This is a genomic window from Cupriavidus sp. LA-1, assembly GCF_055385985.1.
In genome coordinates this window covers 2,865,715-2,883,335 of the sequence record NZ_AP031387.1, presented here as the reverse complement: position 1 = coordinate 2,883,335, position 17,621 = coordinate 2,865,715, and the positions used below count along the sequence as shown (strand labels likewise).

Annotated in this window: 17 protein-coding genes and 1 riboswitch; of the genes, 5 read left to right on the top strand and 12 right to left on the bottom strand. The window is 65.8% G+C overall.

The window, feature by feature from the left end:
• Nucleotides 1-131: 131 nt before the first annotated feature.
• Both ACZ5MJ_RS13445 and ACZ5MJ_RS13440 read left to right on the top strand, forming a co-directional pair.
• Nucleotides 132-749 (top strand): DUF4136 domain-containing protein, encoded by a 618-nt coding sequence (locus tag ACZ5MJ_RS13445; protein ID WP_464223719.1) that lies wholly within the window; start codon nt 132-134, stop codon nt 747-749.
• Between the two features lie 328 nt (nt 750-1,077).
• Nucleotides 1,078-3,399: an NADP-dependent malic enzyme gene (locus tag ACZ5MJ_RS13440; RefSeq protein ID WP_464219920.1), complete on the top strand. Its 2,322-nt coding sequence runs from the start codon at nt 1,078-1,080 to the stop codon at nt 3,397-3,399.
• Nucleotides 3,400-3,515: 116 nt separating this feature from the next.
• On the opposite strand, the gene ACZ5MJ_RS13435 is transcribed toward ACZ5MJ_RS13440, so the two are convergent.
• Nucleotides 3,516-3,761, bottom strand: a complete 246-nt coding sequence (locus ACZ5MJ_RS13435) for a hypothetical protein (RefSeq protein ID WP_078195677.1) — start codon at nt 3,759-3,761, stop codon at nt 3,516-3,518.
• Between ACZ5MJ_RS13435 and ACZ5MJ_RS13430 the strand changes: the two genes are divergently transcribed.
• On the top strand, nt 3,760-3,948 hold the full coding sequence (locus ACZ5MJ_RS13430; RefSeq protein WP_464219918.1) for a hypothetical protein: 189 nt from the start codon (nt 3,760-3,762) through the stop codon (nt 3,946-3,948). The two genes, ACZ5MJ_RS13435 and ACZ5MJ_RS13430, sit on opposite strands and share 2 nt — an antisense overlap.
• A 53-nt stretch (nt 3,949-4,001) precedes the next feature.
• Here the strand turns inward: ACZ5MJ_RS13430 and ACZ5MJ_RS13425 are convergent, their stop codons facing one another.
• From ACZ5MJ_RS13425 to ACZ5MJ_RS13405, 5 genes are all read right to left on the bottom strand, one after another.
• A complete protein-coding gene (locus ACZ5MJ_RS13425) occupies nt 4,002-5,069 on the bottom strand; it encodes a porin (protein ID WP_464219917.1) in 1,068 nt (355 codons plus the stop codon).
• Nucleotides 5,070-5,248: 179 nt separating this feature from the next.
• A complete protein-coding gene (gene uraD, locus ACZ5MJ_RS13420; protein WP_464219916.1) occupies nt 5,249-5,767 on the bottom strand; it encodes a 2-oxo-4-hydroxy-4-carboxy-5-ureidoimidazoline decarboxylase in 519 nt (172 codons plus the stop codon).
• Nucleotides 5,764-6,714: an allantoinase PuuE gene (gene puuE, locus ACZ5MJ_RS13415; protein WP_464219915.1), complete on the bottom strand. Its 951-nt coding sequence runs from the start codon at nt 6,712-6,714 to the stop codon at nt 5,764-5,766. Before puuE ends, uraD begins: the two co-directional genes overlap by 4 nt.
• 127 nt (nt 6,715-6,841) lie before the next feature.
• Complete coding sequence (locus ACZ5MJ_RS13410; protein WP_464219913.1) at nt 6,842-8,248, bottom strand: nucleobase:cation symporter-2 family protein; 1,407 nt, start codon at nt 8,246-8,248, stop codon at nt 6,842-6,844.
• A 176-nt stretch (nt 8,249-8,424) separates the two neighbouring features.
• On the bottom strand, nt 8,425-9,195 hold the full coding sequence (locus ACZ5MJ_RS13405; RefSeq protein ID WP_464223718.1) for a GntR family transcriptional regulator: 771 nt from the start codon (nt 9,193-9,195) through the stop codon (nt 8,425-8,427).
• Between the two features lie 299 nt (nt 9,196-9,494).
• Between ACZ5MJ_RS13405 and uraH the strand changes: the two genes are divergently transcribed.
• Complete coding sequence (gene uraH, locus ACZ5MJ_RS13400) at nt 9,495-9,848, top strand: hydroxyisourate hydrolase (RefSeq protein WP_029044808.1); 354 nt, start codon at nt 9,495-9,497, stop codon at nt 9,846-9,848.
• A 31-nt stretch (nt 9,849-9,879) separates the two neighbouring features.
• Nucleotides 9,880-11,097, top strand: coding sequence for a urate hydroxylase PuuD (locus ACZ5MJ_RS13395; RefSeq protein WP_464219912.1), 1,218 nt, complete (start codon nt 9,880-9,882; stop codon nt 11,095-11,097).
• 190 nt (nt 11,098-11,287) lie between these two features.
• Here the strand turns inward: ACZ5MJ_RS13395 and ACZ5MJ_RS13390 are convergent, their stop codons facing one another.
• The 6 genes from ACZ5MJ_RS13390 to xdhC all read right to left on the bottom strand — a co-directional run bounded on the left by ACZ5MJ_RS13390 (nt 11,288) and on the right by xdhC (nt 17,605).
• Nucleotides 11,288-11,704 carry a hypothetical protein gene (locus tag ACZ5MJ_RS13390; RefSeq protein WP_464219911.1) on the bottom strand — a complete coding sequence of 139 codons (417 nt, stop codon included), beginning with the start codon at nt 11,702-11,704 and terminating at the stop codon, nt 11,288-11,290.
• A 137-nt stretch (nt 11,705-11,841) separates the two neighbouring features.
• Nucleotides 11,842-12,417, bottom strand: coding sequence for a TMEM165/GDT1 family protein (locus tag ACZ5MJ_RS13385; RefSeq protein ID WP_464219910.1), 576 nt, complete (start codon nt 12,415-12,417; stop codon nt 11,842-11,844).
• A 64-nt stretch (nt 12,418-12,481) separates the two neighbouring features.
• A riboswitch (yybP-ykoY riboswitch) is annotated at nt 12,482-12,691 on the bottom strand.
• A gap of 50 nt (nt 12,692-12,741) precedes the next feature.
• Nucleotides 12,742-13,917 (bottom strand): fatty acid desaturase, encoded by a 1,176-nt coding sequence (locus ACZ5MJ_RS13380; RefSeq protein ID WP_464219908.1) that lies wholly within the window; start codon nt 13,915-13,917, stop codon nt 12,742-12,744.
• Between the two features lie 187 nt (nt 13,918-14,104).
• Nucleotides 14,105-15,427, bottom strand: coding sequence for a guanine deaminase (gene guaD / locus ACZ5MJ_RS13375; RefSeq protein WP_464219906.1), 1,323 nt, complete (start codon nt 15,425-15,427; stop codon nt 14,105-14,107).
• 76 nt (nt 15,428-15,503) lie between these two features.
• Nucleotides 15,504-16,559: an adenosine deaminase gene (locus ACZ5MJ_RS13370; RefSeq protein ID WP_464219904.1), complete on the bottom strand. Its 1,056-nt coding sequence runs from the start codon at nt 16,557-16,559 to the stop codon at nt 15,504-15,506.
• A 56-nt stretch (nt 16,560-16,615) separates the two neighbouring features.
• Entirely contained in the window at nt 16,616-17,605 is a 990-nt protein-coding gene (gene xdhC, locus ACZ5MJ_RS13365) for a xanthine dehydrogenase accessory protein XdhC (RefSeq protein ID WP_464219903.1), read from the bottom strand.
• Nucleotides 17,606-17,621: the final 16 nt, after the last annotated feature.

Here is a 17,621-nt window from a genome sequence, read left to right as displayed (position 1 = left end):
TGGTCTCAGAGACACGCAGGATTTCAATGGACAGAGGAAAGCGAGGTAGCGCTATGTGGCAGCGCGCAGGCGGTGTCGGTAAGGCAGGGGCGGCAGGCATCAGGCCGGGGCCGCACGGGTGGTGGGGGGCGATGGCGCTGCTGGCGGCGCTGCTGCTGTCAGGATGCGCCAGCACCGTGACGACCGATGTCACGGCGTTCCGCCAGGCGGGCTGGCAGAACGATGCGCCGCGCACGTACAGCTTCGAGCGCAGCGCCGAGCAGGCCGCGCAACTGGACCGGCAGACTTATGAGCAGTGGCTGGCCACGGCGCTGACGGGGCTCGGCTTCGAGCAGGTGCCGGCCAGGCAGGCGCGCTATCGCGTCAGCATGGACTATGACAGCGCGCCAGGCCTCGTGCGCGTGGCCGAGACGGTCTACCCGGACTACGGCCCATGGGGCCCATATTGGGGGCCCGGCTACTACCGCCCGTGGGGGCCCTGGGGTCCGTGGGGCCCGTGGGGGCCGGGCTACTGGCCGCCGCAGACGGTGGTGCGCGACGTGCCGGTGACGTTCTCCAGCCTGCGGGTGTATTTCAAGGATGCGGCCAGCGGCAAGCGGGTCTACCAGGTCACCGCGCAGAACCAGGCCGAGAACGGCAGCCTGCCGGCGGTGATGCCCTACCTGATCCGCAGTGCCTTTACCGACTTTCCGTCCGAGAGCGGCCGTCCGCGCCGGGTGACGCTGGAGGTCGAGAAGAACGCCAGGTAGGGCGGCCTGGCCGGCCCGAGATGGTCCGGCCAGGCAATGCGTGCGGATGCATGCAAAGGCATGCTTCTGCACCGGCATTGCATACGCAATGGTAAAAGCTGTTTAACTTGACCATTCCGTCTAAAAAAGCGGCCTGCAGGGGGCGCCGGTGCTACTTTGCGCGGGCGTGTGGGCTAGAATAACTGCTCGATTTTTCCGGCCTGTCTGCCGGAATCGTCAGTTTCGCTGCCAGATGTTGTCCTTCGCTGCCGGCGCTTGTTGATCAGGCCGAGCCGAACCATGGCGGGAGAGGGGCGCTTCCGGTCCGGGCCATTTTCCGGACGAGCCAATGAGCAGCAAGACCAGCGGTGATGCACCGCAACATGCCCCGAACAGTCCTGAAGCGCAACTGCGCCTCGCTGCGCTGGAATACCACCGCAGCCCGACCAAGGGAAAGATCCAGGTAACCGCGACCAAGGCGCTGTCCAACCAGCGCGACCTGTCGCTGGCCTACTCGCCGGGCGTGGCCTATGCCTGCGAGGAAATCGCCAAGGACCCCTCCACCGCTGCCGAGTACACCTCGCGTGCCAACCTGGTCGCCGTGGTCACCAATGGCACCGCCGTGCTGGGCCTGGGCGATATCGGCCCGCTGGCCGGCAAGCCGGTGATGGAGGGCAAGGGCTGCCTGTTCAAGAAGTTCGCCGGCATCGACGTGTTCGACATCGAACTCGACGCGCGCGACCCGGACAAGATCGTCGAGATCGTTGCCGCGCTGGAGCCTACGCTCGGCGGCGTGAACCTCGAGGACATCAAGGCGCCGGAGTGCTTCTACATCGAGCAGAAGCTGCGCGAGCGCATGAACATCCCCGTCTTCCACGATGACCAGCACGGCACGGCCATCATTTCGGGCGCGGCGCTGCTCAATGGGCTGAAGGTGGTCGGCAAGGATATCGGCAAGGTGAAACTGGCCGTGTCCGGCGCCGGCGCGGCGGCCATTGCCTGCCTGGACACCATGGTCAGCCTCGGCGTGAAGCGCGAGAACATCTCGGTGGTCGATTCCAAGGGCGTGATCTACGTTGGCCGCGACGCCAACATGGAAGCCAACAAGGCGCGTTACGCGCAGGACACCTCGGCGCGCACGCTGGCTGACATCGTCAATGGCGCCGACGTCTTCCTGGGCTGCTCGACCGCCGGCGTGCTGACCGCCGAGATGGTCAAGACCATGGCCGACCAGCCCATCATCCTGGCGCTGGCCAACCCCGAGCCTGAAATCCGCCCGGAAGTGGCCAAGGCCGCCCGCCCGGACTGCATCATCGCCACCGGCCGTTCGGACTATCCGAACCAGGTCAACAACGTGCTGTGCTTCCCGTATATCTTCCGCGGCGCGCTGGATTGCGGCGCGACCAAGATCACGGAAGCGATGAAGCTGGCCTGCGTGAAGGCCATTGCCGACCTGGCGGAAGCCGAGCTGAACGACGCCGTTGCCGCCGCCTACGGTGGCCGCGAGCTGAAGTTCGGCCCGGACTACATCATCCCGACGCCGTTCGACCAGCGCCTGATCGAGAAGATCGCGCCGGCGGTGGCCAAGGCCGCCGAAGAGTCCGGCGTGGCCACGCGCCCGATCCAGGACCTGGAAGCCTACCGCCAGCAACTGACCCAGTACGTCTACCACACCGGCATGATCATGAAGCCGGTGTTCTCGGCCGCCAAGGCCGCGCCCAAACGCGTGGCCTATGCCGAGGGCGAGGAAGAGCGCGTGCTGCGCGCGGTGCAGACCGTGGTCGACGAAGGCCTGGCCCGTCCGATCCTGATCGGCCGTCCGCACGTGATCCAGATGCGCATCGAGAAGGCCGGCCTGCGCCTGAAGCCGGGCGTGGATTTCGAGCTGATCAACCCCGAGGACGATCCGCGCTACCGCGCCTACCACGAGGCCTACCACGCGCTGCGCGGCCGCGACGGCGTGACGCCTGACATGGCCAAGGTGGCGCTGCGTCGCTCGAACACCCTGATCGGCACGATGCTGATGCACATGGGCGATGCCGACGCGCTGCTGTGCGGCACGGTGGGCCGCTTCGAGGCGCACCTGGAACATGTACGCGACGTGATCGGCCTGGCGCCGGGCGCGCATGTGTTTGCCGCAATGAACGCGCTGATGCTGGAAAAGCATACGCTGTTCATCACCGACACCTTCGTCAACGACGACCCGAGCGCGGAACAGCTGGCGGCCATTACCCAACTGGCAGCCGAGGAAATCGCGCGCTTCGGCCTGCACCCGAAGGTGGCGCTGATGTCGCACTCGATGTTCGGTTCCTCCACCCGGCCGTCGGCGCGCAAGATGCGCGAGGCTGCGGGGATCCTGGCCAAGGTGGCACCGCACCTGGAAGTGGAAGGCGAGATGCAGGGCGACGCAGCCCTGGACGAAGACGTGCGCCGCCACTTCCTGCCGTCGACCAAGCTCGCCGGCAGCGCCAACCTGCTGGTGATGCCGACGCTGGACGCCGCCAACATTGCCTTCAACCTGCTCAAGATCACGGGCGGGCAGGGCGTGACGGTGGGCCCGATCCTGCTGGGCGCGGCCAAGCCGGTGCACATCCTGAACCCGCAAGCCACCACGCGACGTATCGTCAACATGACGGCCGTCGCGGTGGCCGAGAGCAACGCGCTGCGTTGATGCTGTGACAGGTGCGCCGTCAGGCGCGCGCCATGTAAAAAGCCGGGTCGATGACCCGGCTTTTTGTTGCTTGCTGCCCCGCCGCATTCGCGCGGCAGGGGCGGCTGGCATGGTGGCTATTGCAGCACGTTGTATTGCTCGCGCATGACCACGATGATCGATTTGGCTGCCGCCAGGTGGTGGCCCAGATTGTCGACAGACTCCTGCGGGAAATCGACCTCGGCGCTCCAGTTGCATCCGGTATGGTCAGGCTGGTGCATTCGCACCGCGTGCAACTCGCATTCGCCGCACTCGGGGTTGTTATCGAGGCACTGGTTCAGGATGGCCATCAGTTCGGACCGGGTCTTCGCATATCGCCGCATGAGTCACCTCGCTCGCTATGGTTTTTCAGGCCTGGAACACCAATCTAGGAAGCGTATTGAGGCCATTCCAATTGAATCCGCCTATGAAGCGTCGATTTTCGATCTGCCCTGCGCCTTGGCAGGGGATGGCGCGGTGCAGCATCGCGGCGGCGGATTCTTGCGGGGAGTGATGCGTAGGCGGCAATGAAAAAGCCCGCCGGGAAGGCGGGCTTCAGGACTGCCGGTGAGGCGCTTACGTCATCAGAACTTGTGACGCACGCCCACGCCGAAGGTATCGCCGTGCTCGCTGCCGGTGATCTTGTCGTAGTAATACGCGGCGTACACGTCGGTGCGCTTGGACAGGTTGTAGTCGTAGGCGACGGCAAACGTGTTGCGCTTGAAGTCAGCGGTCGAGTTCTGGGTCTTGTCGTAGGCGTAGGACGCCAGCACGTTGCCGGCACCGATCGGCACCGAGGCGCCGACCTGGCCATTGGTGTGCTTGATGTCGCCGCTGGCGGCCGTGGTGGCCTTGGTCTTGATGTACTGGCCCTGGGCGAACAGCTTGACCACCTTGAAGTCGTACGTGACGCCGGCCTGGACGGCATCCTGGCGGCTGAAGCCCGCTGCCGACAGGTCGCTGGCCACCACGTCGAAGCGGACCTGCTGGTACGCGACGGTCGCGGCGAGCGGCCCGTTGAAGTACATCAGGTTGCCGCCCCACTTGTTCTGGCCGGCAGCACCTGCCTTCTCGCCCGCGGAATACATCAGGTTCGCGGTGAGGCCGCCGAAGCTCGGCGTGGAGTACAGCACCGAGTTGTTCCAGCCCGAGTCGCCGATGATGCCCGGATCGGTCACGCCATTGCTCTTGGCGCCGAAGTAGGTGTGGAAGATGGTCGGCGAGAATACGTACGAGTCGATCAGCGGGTTGAACAGGATGGTCGAGATGAAGTACGGGGTCGTGTTGCGGCCCAGCTTCAGCGTACCCAGCTTGTCATTCTGCAGGCCGACGTAGGCGTTGCGGCTGAACATCGAGTCGCCGTTGAAGCGGCCCATCGAGCCGCTGTCCGTGCGGAAGAAACCGTTCAGGTCGAAGATGGCCTTGGTGCCGCCGCCCAGGTCTTCGGTGCCCTTGATACCCCAGTAAGACGTCTGCATGCCGCCCGAATTGGCTACCCATGCGCGATCGCCCGAACCCGGGGCCTTGACGCCGCCGACGAACATGTCAGCCTGGCCGTACAGCGTGACGCTGGACTGGGCCATGGCCGCGCCGGAAAAAAGGGTAGCCGCTACTGCCGCCAGCTTCAGGGCCGGCTTGTACTGCTTCTGCATTGTTAGACCTCCGTGGTTTGATCCTGCTTGGAACGTTGTGTACTGGGTCCCTGTCGGGTTCTTTTAATGTCTTGGTGCTTTTGTTCGTGCCGCCTGGCCGGGCTCGGTGTGGTGGTGCATTGGGGTGCCGGCGGCATCGGGTACAGCGTTTTTTGTTATACAGGTGACGCCTTTTTTGCTCAGGCGGATACTAAGTCGTCAAGGCGGAACTGCGCAATGCGATGGATCTGGTTGATGCAAGTTTGCAACTCTTGCTGCGGCGTGTTTTCAAGGCGGCGCGCAAACTCCGCGATGATCCCGTGGCGGTCGTAGCCGCGCACGGCCAGGATGAACGGGAAGCCGAACTTGTGGTTGTAGGCCGCGTTGAGCGATTGCAGTCGGTCGAATTCCTCGGGCGTGCACAGGTTCAGGCCGGCGCCGCTTTGTTCGCGCGTGGACTCGGCGGTCAGCTCGCCGCGCACGGCAGCCTTGCCGGCCAGCTCCGGGTGGGCGCGCACCAGCTTGAGCTGGGCCGCCTCGCCGGCTTCATCGACCGCCTTGCGCAGGGCCAGCGTCAGTGCTGCGGCGTCGGCGAAGGGCCGTTGCGCGGCAGCGGTCTCGGCAAACCACGGCGAGTGTTCGTAGATGCCGCCCAGCACCTGCACGAATTCCGCGACCGGCATGGTGTTGAGTTGGGCGATGGTGTAGGTCTGGCTCATGCTTGTTTCCGGGGAGTGTAGGGGTGGGTTTCGGCCCAGTGGCGGGCGATGTCGACACGGCGGCAGATCCACACCTTGTCATGACCCTGCACATAGTCGAGGAAGCGCTGCAGCGCGCGGAAGCGGCCCGGGCGGCCGAGCAGGCGGCAGTGCATGCCGATCGACAGCATCTTGGGGCTGTCCTGGCCGCTCGGGTCGCCTTCGTCGTACAGCACGTCGAACGCGTCCTTCAGGTACTGGAAGAATTGCTCGCCGGTGTTGAAGCCCTGCGGCGTGGCAAAGCGCATGTCGTTGGAGTCGAGCGTGTACGGCACCACCAGGTGCGGCTTCTTCTCGCCGCCGGTGACTTCGACTTCGGTCCAGAAGGGCAGGTCGTCGCCGTAGTAATCGGAGTCGTACAGGACGCCGCCGTGCTCCACCACCAGGCGGCGCGTGTTAGGGCTGTCGCGGCCGGTGTACCAGCCCAGCGGCAGTTCGCCGGTCAGGTCCTTGATGATCTGCATGCCGATGCGCATGTGCTCGCGCTCGGTGGCTTCGTCGATGTTCTGGTAGTGGATCCAGCGCCAGCCGTGGCAGGCGATTTCGTGGCCCAGCTCGACAAAGGCGCGGGTCAGTTCCGGATGGCGCTGCAGCGCCATCGATACGCCGAAGATGGTCAGCGGCAGGCCGCGCTTCTCGAACTCGCGCAGCAGGCGCCAGACCCCGGCGCGCGAGCCGTATTCGTAGATGCCCTCCATGCTCATGTGGCGGTCGGGGTAGGCCGCGGCGCCGACGATCTCGGAGAGGAACTGCTCGGAGGCGGCGTCGCCGTGCAGCACGCAGTTTTCACCGCCCTCTTCGTAGTTGAGGACGAACTGCAGCGCAACGCGCGCGCCGCCCGGCCAGCGGGCGTGCGGCGGCTGGGCACCGTAACCGACGAGATCGCGTGGATAGTTATCTTTTGTCATGTGTCTTTGCTTGCTTCAGGAAAACTTCCGGCACCGCCGCGCTGCCCGCAAGCGGCGACCGTCACGCAACGAACGTGCCAGTCGCATCGTGGCGATGGTGCCGGATACTTCGATACCGTTGCCTCGCTTACTCGGTGCCGTGCGAGTTGGCGGCGGCGTTGCGCATGGCCTCTTCGCGCGACTGGATGCCGTTGTAGAAGAGGTTCAGCGCCACGGCCACGATCGTGCCCAGCACGATGCCGCTGTGGGTGAACGGCACGGTCCACTTCGGCAGGTACTGGAAGAAGGTCGGCGCCAGCGTCGGGATCATGCCGAAGCCGATCGAGATGGCGACGATGAACAGGTTGTGGCGGTTGCGGTTGAAATCGCACGAACCCAGGATGCGGATGCCGGTGGCCGCGACCATGCCGAACATCACGATGCCGGCGCCGCCCAGCACGAACTGCGGCACCGAGGCCACCACGTGGGCCATCTTGGGGAACAGGCCGAAGGCGATCAGGATGATGCCGCCGGCGGCCGCCACGTAGCGCGAGCGCACGCCGGTCACCGTCACCAGGCCCACGTTCTGCGAGAACGAGGTGTACGGGAAGGTGTTGAAGACACCGCCGATCACCGTGCCCAGGCCGTCGGCGCGCAGGCCGCGGGTCAGGTCCTCGTTGCTCAGCTTCTTGCCGGTGATGTCCGACAGCGCCAGGAACATGCCGGTCGATTCCACCAGCGTGATCAGCATGACGATGCACATCGACAGGATCGCGCTCACTTCGAAGGTCGGGATGCCGAAGTGCAGCGGCGTGATGACGGCGACGAAGCTGGCTTCATTCAGGCCTTCGAACGACACCTTGCCCATGGCCATCGCCACCAGCGTGCCGGCGATGATGCCCAGCAGCACCGCGCAGTTGGCCACCAGGCCGCGGCCGTACTTGGTCAGCACCAGGATGACCAGCAGCGTCAGGCCGGCAATGCCCAGGTTGGTCAGGTCGCCATAGGCGAGGTTGGGCACCTCCTTGACCACGCCATCGATCACGGCGCGGGTGGTGGGCTGACCGCCGGCCGCCCAGTTGATGCCCACGCGCATCAGCGACACGCCGATCAGCGTGATCACCGTGCCGGTCACCACCGGCGGGAACAGTCCCAGCATGCGTCCCATCATCGGCGCAATCAGGATGCCGAAGATCCCCGAGGCGATCACCGCGCCATAGATGCCGAGCAGGCCGACATTGGGATCGGTGCCGATGGCGATCATCGGCGCCACCGAGGCGAAGGTCACGCCCATCATCACCGGCAGGCGGATGCCGAACTTCCAGAAACCAAAGGCCTGGATCAGCGTGGCCAGGCCGGCTGCGAACAGGTCGGCGTTGATCAGGAACGCCAGCTGGTCCTTGGGCAGCTTGAGCGCGCCACCGACGATCAGGGGCACGGCAACCGTGCCGGCGTACATCACCAGAACGTGCTGCAACCCGAGCGCGAGCAGGCGCCCGGAAGGCAAACGCTCGTTGGTGAGGTCCGTGGGGACCGTGGTGCTTGCGGAATTCATTGGTGCGTCTCCTCTCCTTTGGTTTGATGGGAACGCCACTGTCCTGGCCTCGGTCCTGGATCCCGGTGGGGCTCCGGACCGTTATCTGCCTGTCGTCTCAGCACTCTCGTTTCTCTGCCGGGTGCTGTTTGCCGCCAGGTCTGGCCTTGTATGCGGGGCAGGGCGGGAACACCGTGCTAGGTGGAGCGGCCTAGCACGCTGCGAAGATCGAAATTGCCCGGCTCGTCCGGCTGCACGCGGTCGGCGCAGGCGCCAAGGTGGTGCGCCATGCGCGACTGGGCGAGCGCGGCATTGCCCTGTTCAAGTGCGTCGAGGATCTCTTCGTGTTCATCGAACGAGCACGCGTTGTTGCCCGGGGCTTCCACGCTGGCGATCATCAGCGTGGTGCGCGACACCAGCCGGCGCATCATGTTGACCAGCAGCGCGTTGCCCGACAGTTCTGCCAGCGCCGTGTGGAACTCGGCGGACAGGCGGATCCATTTGGGGCGGTCATGCGTCAGGAAGGCCTGGCGCTCGCTGGCCACCATCTGGCGCAGCGGCGCGATCACAGTCTTGACGTCGCGCATGGCGGCGAGCTTTTCCAGCACCGCGCGTTCCATCATCTGGCGCAGTTCGAACATGTCGTGCGCCTCGTCGGTGGACGGGCTGGCGATAAAGGCGCCGCGGTTGGGTTCCAGGTCGACCATGCCGTCGGCCGACAGGTGCGACAGCACCTTGCGCACCGTGTGCCGCGCGGTGGCATAGATCTCGCACAGGGAATGCTCGGTCAGCTTGGTGCGCGGCGGCAGCCGGTGCTCCATGATCGCGTCGTAGATCTCGTGATACATGCGCTCTTCGACCGAGCCCTTGCGTGCGGGCTTGGCGGGCTTGCCCGCCTGGATCTCGGTCAGTTCGGCGTCGGCCTTGGTCTCGGCGTTGGCGGCAATCAGCTTCAGGCTCTTGGACATCGTGGCACCGGCAGTCAGGCGGAGCACCGCAAATCCTGGACATCAGGCAGCGGTGATCCAAAAATTGTTGACAATTATTTGGTTACTGCTTCAATATTGTCAACAAAACCGACTCAGGTTTTCGACAACTCAGGGAAATCCCTGAATTGCCAACCGGGTGGGTGCAGGCGCATTGTCGCCACGCACCAACCCAGCGCCGGGATGCGTTACCAGACGTACCGAGCGGGCACCGTTCCCACAAACGGTGCTAGTGAAGGCAGCGGCGCCCCTCACAACCCAATCGCCTAAGGAAAAACACGATGGGACGCTTGACCACCCACGTACTCGACACCGCTGCCGGTACGCCCGGCCAGGGCATGTCGATTACTCTTCATAAAATTGTCGACAATCGACGCGAAACCCTGAAAACCGTGGTCACCAACCACGATGGCCGCTGCGACCAGCCGCTGCTGGAAGGCGCCGACCTTGCCGCTGGCGTGTATGAGCTGGAATTCGCCGCCGGCGACTACTTCCGTGCGCAAGGCACGAAGCTGCCTGAGCCGGCTTTCCTGGACGTGGTGCCCCTGCGCTTCGGTATTGCCGATGTCAACGCGCACTATCACGTGCCCCTCCTGGTTTCGCCCTGGTCGTACTCGACCTACCGTGGCAGCTGAAGCGGTGGCATAGGGAAACAGGAGACAAGACATGGAAGGCTATATCCTCGACTGGGCCAATATGCTGCTGCGGTGGGTGCACGTCATCACCGCCATCGCATGGATCGGCTCTTCGTTCTATTTCGTGTGGCTGGACAACAGCCTGATGAAGCCCACGGCGCCTGACCTGAAGGAAAAGGGCGTCGACGGCGAACTGTGGGCCGTGCACGGCGGCGGCTTCTACAACCCGCAAAAGTACCTGACCGCACCCAAGGCGCTGCCGGAACACCTGCACTGGTTCTACTGGGAGTCGTATTCCACCTGGATGAGCGGCTTCGCGCTGCTGGTGGTGCTGTACCTGTTCAATGCCAGCACGTTCCTGATCGACAAGAACGTGTTCGACATGTCGCCCGGCGCGGCGGTCGGCTTTGCGGTGTCGTACCTGCTGATCGGCTGGATCGTCTATGACGGCATCTGCCGGCTGTTTGGCAAGAGCGACCGCACCGTCGGCATCCTGGTGGCGCTCTACATTGCTGCTGCGGCATTCGTGGCCTGCCACATCTTCTCGGGCCGTGCGGCGTTCCTGCTGACCGGCGCGATGGTCGCGACGATCATGAGCGCCAACGTGCTGGTGTGGATCATCCCGGGCCAGCGCAAGGTGGTGGCGGCACTGAAGGCCGGCCAGCCGGTGGACCCGATCCACGGCAAGCGCGGCAAGCAACGCAGCGTGCACAACACCTACTTCACGCTGCCGGTGCTGTTCGCGATGCTGTCGAACCACTACAGCATGACCTACAGCTACAAGTACAACTGGGCCGTGCTGATCCTGATCATGCTGGCCGGTGTGCTGATCCGCCAGTTCTTCATCCTGAAGCACAAGGGCAAGATCAACGTCCTGTGGCCTGCCGCCGGCGTTGCCGCGCTGGCCGTGGTGGCCGTGCTGATTGCGCCGCAACCGCGCCCGACCGTGGCCAAGGCCGAAGGCGGTGACGCCGCTGCCGCCGCCACTGCCGTCAGCTTTGCCAAGGTGCAGGAAGTCGTGAACGCCCGCTGCGTGCAATGCCACGCCGAGCAGCCGAAGATGATGCCGACCGCGGCCAAGGGCATCAAGCTCGATACCGCGGAAGACATCAAGGCCCACGCCCAGATGATCTACCAGCAGGCCGTGCAGCAGAAAGCCATGCCGCTGGGCAACGTGACGCAGATCACCGACGACGAACGCGCCCTGCTGGGCCAGTGGTTCGAAGGCGGTGCCAAGACCACCAACTAAGGGTGGCTTGACCTGAACAGCATCAGGGCCGGCGCGTGCCGCCGGCCCGCGAAATCCGAGCATCGGTGATCGACGGTCCGGAGGGTTGTGCAGTTGGCAACCATCAGTACCGGACCGGCGAGGGTTTGAACGGGGCCTTGTGCCCCGTTTTTTTTTGCTTCTTCGCGGCCTGTGCGGCAACTGCCCGCGTTCAGTGCCAGGCGCCCCTTACCCACATCCAGCCGCCGCCGGCGTCATAGCGCCACACCCAGTGACCGGGTACCCAGTAGGCATGCGGGGCAGGTGCCACGGTGATCTGCTCGACGATGACGGCGGGCATGGGCGGCACCGGCTGCTGCAGCCATTTGCCGTGCACCCAGAGCCAGTCATTGCCGGCCCAGCGCCAGTGGCCGGGCACCCAGTTCCAGCCGTAGCCCGGCGCGGCGCCGCGGTCTTCGTGCACCGGCGCCGGCATGGCGCGCACCACCTGGTGCTGCGGCGCGGGTTCGCGCACGACCACGCGTTCCGTCACGCAGCCGGTCAGCGAGCAGGCGGTCACCAGCGCCACCAGCGCGGGCTTCCAGAGTTGCGGCAGGGACCGCTGTATGGGGCGGGTTGTGCTTGGCATTGCAGTTTCTCCTCGTTATGGAATACAGGGCGTCCGTCGATGCGGATGGCTTCCATAACGGGCGAGTGCATGCCTGGCGGGACAGGGTGTTGTAAGGGCGTGTTACACCATCCCGCCGGTCAGCTTTCAGTTGTCTTTCATTTGCCGAAGTTAAGCAGCGCCAGCACGCCAAGCACCAGGAAGATTGCCGCGGCAATCTTGTGCACCAGCCCGATCGGCATCTTGTTGGCAAACTTGTCGCCAAGCAGAACCGCCGGCGCATTGGCAACCATCATGCCGAAGGTGGTGCCGGCCACCACGGCGATCACCGCATCGCTGAAACGCGCAGCCAGCGCCACCGTGGCGATCTGGGTCTTGTCCCCCATCTCGGCAAAGAAGAAGGCGACGATGGTGGTGCCGAGGATGCCGAGCGCGCCCTTGACCGGCTTGGCCTGCTCGTCGTCGTCGAACTTGTCGGGGATCAGCATCCAGCCAGCCATGGCGATAAAGCCCAGGCCCAGGATCCAGCGCAGCAGGCTTTCGCCCAGCACGTGCGTGATCCAGCCGCCGAGCGCGCCGGCAAAGCCGTGGTTGAACAGGGTGGCGATCAGGATGCCGAGGATGATGGGTACGGGCTTGCGGTAGCGCGCGGCCAGCACCAGCGACAGCAATTGCGTCTTGTCGCCCATTTCAGCGAGGGCGACGATACCTGTGGAGACGAGGAAGGCTTCCATGTTTGTCTTGTGGGGTAACCGGGCCGCAATGCATCGCGAGATGCCAATGACGCACACCTTTCCCGGCCCGGCCAGAAAGGTATGGTCATCGGTCTCGCCAGGCTGGACGCTGCCGGGTCCGTATCAGAACGGCCCAGGCGGGTCCGGAGCTGCGCACGCCATAACCGCAAGCGGTCAAGTCTGTTGACGTACGCCCCTGTCCCCCGTTGTCCGCATTGCGCGGCGCGGTGGGAGCAGGGCGGCTACTCCCCAATGGAAGCGGCAATTATAACGGCGGCGGCGGCGGGCGTCCACCCACCGCCGCCGCCGCCGGGCAGGCAGCCCTCAGGCCGGTACCGGCGCGTTGTCGCTGGTCTGGCGGCCGCGGAAATCGGTCCAGCACAGCGCCTTGAAGTCATAGAGCTTGCAGCGGCGCGCGGTGTCGAAGTACCAGCGCCAGGAGAAGCTCTCGATGATGATGCGGCCCGGCAGCGCGTGTTCCAGCAGCGCCTGGGCGCGCTTGAGGCGGTACAGCGGCACGCTCATGTCGACGTGGTGCGCGGTGTGTTCCATGATGTGGTGCAGCGCCGCGCCGATGCCGTGGCGGAAGCGCAGGTGCACGGTGGTCGAGACAAAGGGCTGCGCCTTGGCCCACATCGCCTTGGTGTCATACCAGGCGACGCTGGTGTGGGTGTGGTGCACATACAGCACGAAGCCCACGGTGATATTCCACACCAGGAATGGCAGCACAAAGCCCGTGCCGATCAGCATCCAGACCGACTGCTCCGTGGCCAGCGCCAGGCCCGCCAGCGCGCCGATCCAGGCCAGCCCGAAGGCTGCTACCAGCAGGCAGTCGCCGGTGAAGATCGTGCGGCGCGTGGCCATCTGGCGCTTGCTGGGGAAGAACAGCTTGCACCACCAGATCTCGACCAGGTAGTACAGACCCGGGCCGAAGCCGGTGCGGTAGATGCGCTCCATCACGCGGCGCCAGCGCGGGAGCGCGTTGAATTCTTCCAGCGAGTAGGGCGCCCAGACAAAGTCGAAGCCCTTCAGGTTGGTGTAGCCGTGGTGCACCACGTTGTGGCCGACTTCCCACAGGCTGTACGGCGTCAGCGACGGCAGGAAGGTCAGCCGGCCCAGCCACTTGTTCAGGCCGCGGCGCGGCGTCAGGCTCTGGTGGCAGGCGTCGTGGCCAATGATAAACAGGCGCGCGATGATCAACCCGGTCAGCACGCCCAGTGCCAGCTTGGCGGCCCAGTGCGGCGCCAGCACCACGCCGGCCAGCACGGCGCCGAACACCAGGTAATCGAAAGCGAACAGCATCAGCGCGCGCGGCGTGCTGCGCTGGCCCAGCGGGATCAGCCAGCTGCGGATGATCTTGCGCGATGGCATTGGCGCGTCCGGCGCGATCGGTTCCGGAAGGGGCGCCTCATGCGGGGCCTGGGCGCGCGCCTGCGCGTGCCCGGGGACATGCGTGTGGGCGTGCCCGGGGGCGGGATCAGCGGATTGATAAGCGGTCATGCAGAACCTTCTGATTGCGGTCGATGGGTATCGGTGCGCGGCAAGACAGAATGGCCGCGGCGGAACCGCAAGGTTAGAAGGCTTTGCCGGAGACAGTCTTGACGGTCGTCAAGCCGGAGGGATGGGGGTAGCGGTAAAAGCACGCCCGCCGCGGGGCGGCGGGCGGCTGCAGGCGCGGTGTGACGAATCAGGCGGTCGGCACGTGGGCAGCCTTGCCCATCACATAGACGCTGTCGATCACGCGGTCGTCGCCCAGCATGGCAAAGGCGAACAGTTCTTCTTCCAGCGTTTCCGAGCGGTTGCTGCGGCGGGCGATCAGCGGCGTGGCCTGGGGGTCCAGCACGATGAAGTCGGCCTCGCAGCCAACGCCAAAGCTGCCGATGCGTTCGGTCCAGCCCAGCGCCTCGGCCGCGGCGCGAGTGGCCAGGTAGAACATGCGCAGCGCGGTCAGGTAGTAGCCGCCCATGCGCGCCACCTTGTGCGCGGCGTTCATGGTGCGGAACATCGAGAACGAGGTGCCGCCGCCGACATCGGTGGCCAGCGTCACGTTCAGGCGGTTGGCGTCGGACTGGTGGAAGTCATAGAAGCCGCTGCCCAGGAACAGGTTGGAGGTGGGGCAATGCGCCACCGCCGCGCCGCTGTCGGCCAGGCGCCGGCGGTCGTCCTGGTCCAGGTAGATGGCGTGGCCGTACATCGCGCCCGGGCGCAGCAGGCCGTAGCGGTCGTACACGTCCAGGTAGCTGCGCGTGTCCGGGAACAGCTCGGCCACCCACTTGACCTCGTCGCGGTTCTCGGCCACGTGGGTCTGGATGAAGGCGTCCGGGTAGGCGCGCGCCAGCTCGCCGCAGGCGGCCAGCTGCGCCTCGGTCGAGGTCGGTGCGAAGCGCGGCGTGATCGCGTAGGCCAGGCGCCCCTTGTTATGCCAGCGCGACAGCAGGTCGGCGGAGTCCTGGGCACCGCTCTCGGCCGTATCGCGCAGGAACTCGGGGCAGTTGCGGTCCATCATCACCTTGCCGGTGATCATGCGCAGGTTGCGCGCCTCGCTCTCGGCGAAGAGGGCTTCGGCCGAGGCCTTGTGCACCGTGCTCCAGACCACCGCGCTGGTGGTGCCGTTGCGCAGCAGTTCCTCGGTGAAGAAGCCGGCCACGCCGCGCGCGTAGTCGGGGTCGGCAAAGCGGCGTTCTTCGGGGAAGGTGTAGGTGTCGAGCCAGTGCAGCAGGCCCGGCGACGGCGACGCGATCATGTCGGTCTGCGGGTAGTGCACGTGGGTGTCGATAAAGCCGGGCACGATCAGCTTGCCGCGGTGGTCGACGATTTCGGCGTCGGCCGGGATGCGCGCGGCCAGCTCCGTGTAGTCGCCGGCCGCGGCGATGCGCCCGTTGGTGACGATCAGCACCCCGTCGTCCCAATACTGATACGCGTCCTCATGGAATTGCGGATCGCGCAGGAAATGCAGCACGCGGCCGCGAATGGCACGGGTGAGGGAATCAGTCTTGGGGTTGGTCGTCATGGTTTGTCTCTTGTGGCCGGCCCGCGCGGAACCGAAGGGTTCAGGCAACGGGCCGGGTTATTGGCGTGCGCCGTGCTCAGGCCGCGGGGGCCGTTGCGGGCGGGGACTTGGGCGGGGCCGACCAGAAGTGGTCGACTTCCGCCAGGAATTCGGCCTTCTGCACGGGGGGCAGGAAGGCCGCTTCAAAGCTGTTGCGGGCAAGCTTGCGGGCGTCGGCCGCGTCCAGCGGCAACGCGTCAAAGGTGGCTTCCCAGTTGGCGTTCATATAGCCGCCGAAATAGGCCGGGTCGTCCGAATGCAGCGTGATCATCACGCCGGCATCGAGCATGCGCTTGAGCGGGTGGTCGCGCAGGTCGGGGTAGACCTTGAGCTTGACGTTGGACAGCGGGCACACGGTCAGCGCCACGCGCTCGCGCGCCAGGCGTTCCACCAGTGCCGGATCGTCGATGGCGCGCACGCCGTGGTCGATGCGCTGCGCCTTGAGGATGTCGAGCGCATCGGTGACGTATTGCGCCGGGCCTTCCTCGCCCGCATGCGCCACCAGGTTCAGGCCCAGCTCGCGTGCCTTGGCGAACACGCGCGCGAATTTCTCCGGCGGATTGCCTTGCTCCGACGAATCCAGCCCGACGCCGACAAAGCGGTCGCGGTAGGGCAGCGCCGCTTCCAGCGTGGCGAAGGCGTCTGCCTCCGACAGATGGCGCAGGAAGCACAGGATCAGGCTGCTGGAAAAGTCATATTCGGTGCGCGCCTGGGCCAGGGCGTCGGCGATGCCGTCGATTACAACGCCGATGGGCACGCCACGCGCGGTGTGGGTCTGCGGATCGAAGAAGATCTCGGCGTGGCGGACGTTGTCGGCGACGGCGCGCTTGACGTAGTCCATGGTCATGTCGAAGAAATCTTCCTCGGTCAGCAGCACGCTGGCGCCGGCGTAGTAGATGTCCAGGAACGACTGCAGGTCGGTGAAGGCGTAGGCGGCGCGCAGCGCCTCGACGCTCGGGTAGGGCAGCGCCACCTGGTTGCGCTGCGCCAGCCGGAAGATCAGTTCCGGCTCAAGCGTGCCTTCGATATGCACATGCAGTTCGGCCTTGGGGGTGCGGCGGATCTGTTCCGCGAGCGCGGCATCGATGGTCATGGGGGGCCTCGTTTCTGGGCATTTCTGTGCCTGCCGGCGGGGCCGGCGGCACGGGTTCAGGGATGCACCGCCTCCAGGCGGCCCGCACGCAGCGCGGCAAGGCGCTGTTCGCGGACCTGGAGCAGCTGGGCGACGATGGCTACCGCAATCATAGCCGGAGCCTTGTCGGTGATCCCTGGAACCCCCATGGGGCATGTCATTTCCGCAAACCGGGCCGGGTCGATGCCGTGCTCGGCCATGCGGTGTTCAAAGCGCGCGCGCTTGGTCTTGGAACCGATCAGCCCGAAGTAGGCGAAATCGGTGCGCTTGAGGATTTCCTCGCACAGGGTCTGGTCCAGCGCATGGCTGTGCGTCATGACCAGGAAGTAGCTGCCCGCGGGCGCCTGCGCCACCACGGCCTCGGGCGTGTCGCTGGCCTCGGCCTCGACGTTGTCGGGCAGCCCGCCCGGGAACAGCGTGTCGCGTTCGTCGACCCAGTGCACGCGGCACGGCAGCGTGGCCAGCACCTTGACCAGCGCATGGCCGACATGGCCCGCGCCGAACAGCACCACGTGCATGGTGTCGGGCACCAGCGTATCGGTCCAGCTGCCGTCGGCGCGCAGCGTCACGCCGGGGATGACGGCGTGGCTGTCGCCAAACGTGACCGCACCGCTGGCCGGGACCTGCCGCTGCAGCGAGCAGTGGGCCGCGAACTTCCGTGCCACGGCATCAAGCCACGCCAGGTCGGCCTCGCCCAGTACCTCGAACGCCAGCTGTACCACGCCGCCGCAGCACTGGCCCAGCGCGGGACCCAGCGGGATGCGCTCGATCCGGCGGGTTTCATTGCGCGCCAGCATTTCGCGCGCGATATCCATGCCGCGCCACTCCAGGTGGCCGCCGCCGATGGTGCCGACCAGGTCGTCGGCGCTGACCAGCATGCGGATGCCGGCTTCGCGCGGGGCCGAGCCCTTGACCTCGACAATGGTGACCATCGCCACCGGCACGCCGGCGCGCACCATGCGGGCGGCGTCGGCGAAGCGGAAGGGTTTGAGCGGTGCGTCCTGCATGTCGGGGGCCTTGTCG

What these genes read in the sequence shown, in the direction of transcription:
- uraH (WP_029044808.1), top strand. Translation starts at nt 9,495, where the DNA reads ATGGGACGCTTGACCACCCACGTACTCGACACCGCTGCCGGTACGCCC.
- ACZ5MJ_RS13390 (WP_464219911.1), bottom strand. Translation starts at nt 11,704, where the DNA reads ATGCCAAGCACAACCCGCCCCATACAGCGGTCCCTGCCGCAACTCTGG.
- guaD (WP_464219906.1), bottom strand. Translation starts at nt 15,427, where the DNA reads ATGACGACCAACCCCAAGACTGATTCCCTCACCCGTGCCATTCGCGGC.
- ACZ5MJ_RS13440 (WP_464219920.1), top strand. Translation starts at nt 1,078, where the DNA reads ATGAGCAGCAAGACCAGCGGTGATGCACCGCAACATGCCCCGAACAGT.
- ACZ5MJ_RS13380 (WP_464219908.1), bottom strand. Translation starts at nt 13,917, where the DNA reads ATGACCGCTTATCAATCCGCTGATCCCGCCCCCGGGCACGCCCACACG.
- ACZ5MJ_RS13385 (WP_464219910.1), bottom strand. Translation starts at nt 12,417, where the DNA reads ATGGAAGCCTTCCTCGTCTCCACAGGTATCGTCGCCCTCGCTGAAATG.
- ACZ5MJ_RS13435 (WP_078195677.1), bottom strand. Translation starts at nt 3,761, where the DNA reads ATGCGGCGATATGCGAAGACCCGGTCCGAACTGATGGCCATCCTGAAC.
- ACZ5MJ_RS13430 (WP_464219918.1), top strand. Translation starts at nt 3,760, where the DNA reads ATGAGTCACCTCGCTCGCTATGGTTTTTCAGGCCTGGAACACCAATCT.
- ACZ5MJ_RS13405 (WP_464223718.1), bottom strand. Translation starts at nt 9,195, where the DNA reads ATGTCCAAGAGCCTGAAGCTGATTGCCGCCAACGCCGAGACCAAGGCC.
- ACZ5MJ_RS13425 (WP_464219917.1), bottom strand. Translation starts at nt 5,069, where the DNA reads ATGCAGAAGCAGTACAAGCCGGCCCTGAAGCTGGCGGCAGTAGCGGCT.
- ACZ5MJ_RS13445 (WP_464223719.1), top strand. Translation starts at nt 132, where the DNA reads ATGGCGCTGCTGGCGGCGCTGCTGCTGTCAGGATGCGCCAGCACCGTG.
- ACZ5MJ_RS13395 (WP_464219912.1), top strand. Translation starts at nt 9,880, where the DNA reads ATGGAAGGCTATATCCTCGACTGGGCCAATATGCTGCTGCGGTGGGTG.
- ACZ5MJ_RS13370 (WP_464219904.1), bottom strand. Translation starts at nt 16,559, where the DNA reads ATGACCATCGATGCCGCGCTCGCGGAACAGATCCGCCGCACCCCCAAG.
- puuE (WP_464219915.1), bottom strand. Translation starts at nt 6,714, where the DNA reads ATGACAAAAGATAACTATCCACGCGATCTCGTCGGTTACGGTGCCCAG.
- xdhC (WP_464219903.1), bottom strand. Translation starts at nt 17,605, where the DNA reads ATGCAGGACGCACCGCTCAAACCCTTCCGCTTCGCCGACGCCGCCCGC.
- uraD (WP_464219916.1), bottom strand. Translation starts at nt 5,767, where the DNA reads ATGAGCCAGACCTACACCATCGCCCAACTCAACACCATGCCGGTCGCG.
- ACZ5MJ_RS13410 (WP_464219913.1), bottom strand. Translation starts at nt 8,248, where the DNA reads ATGAATTCCGCAAGCACCACGGTCCCCACGGACCTCACCAACGAGCGT.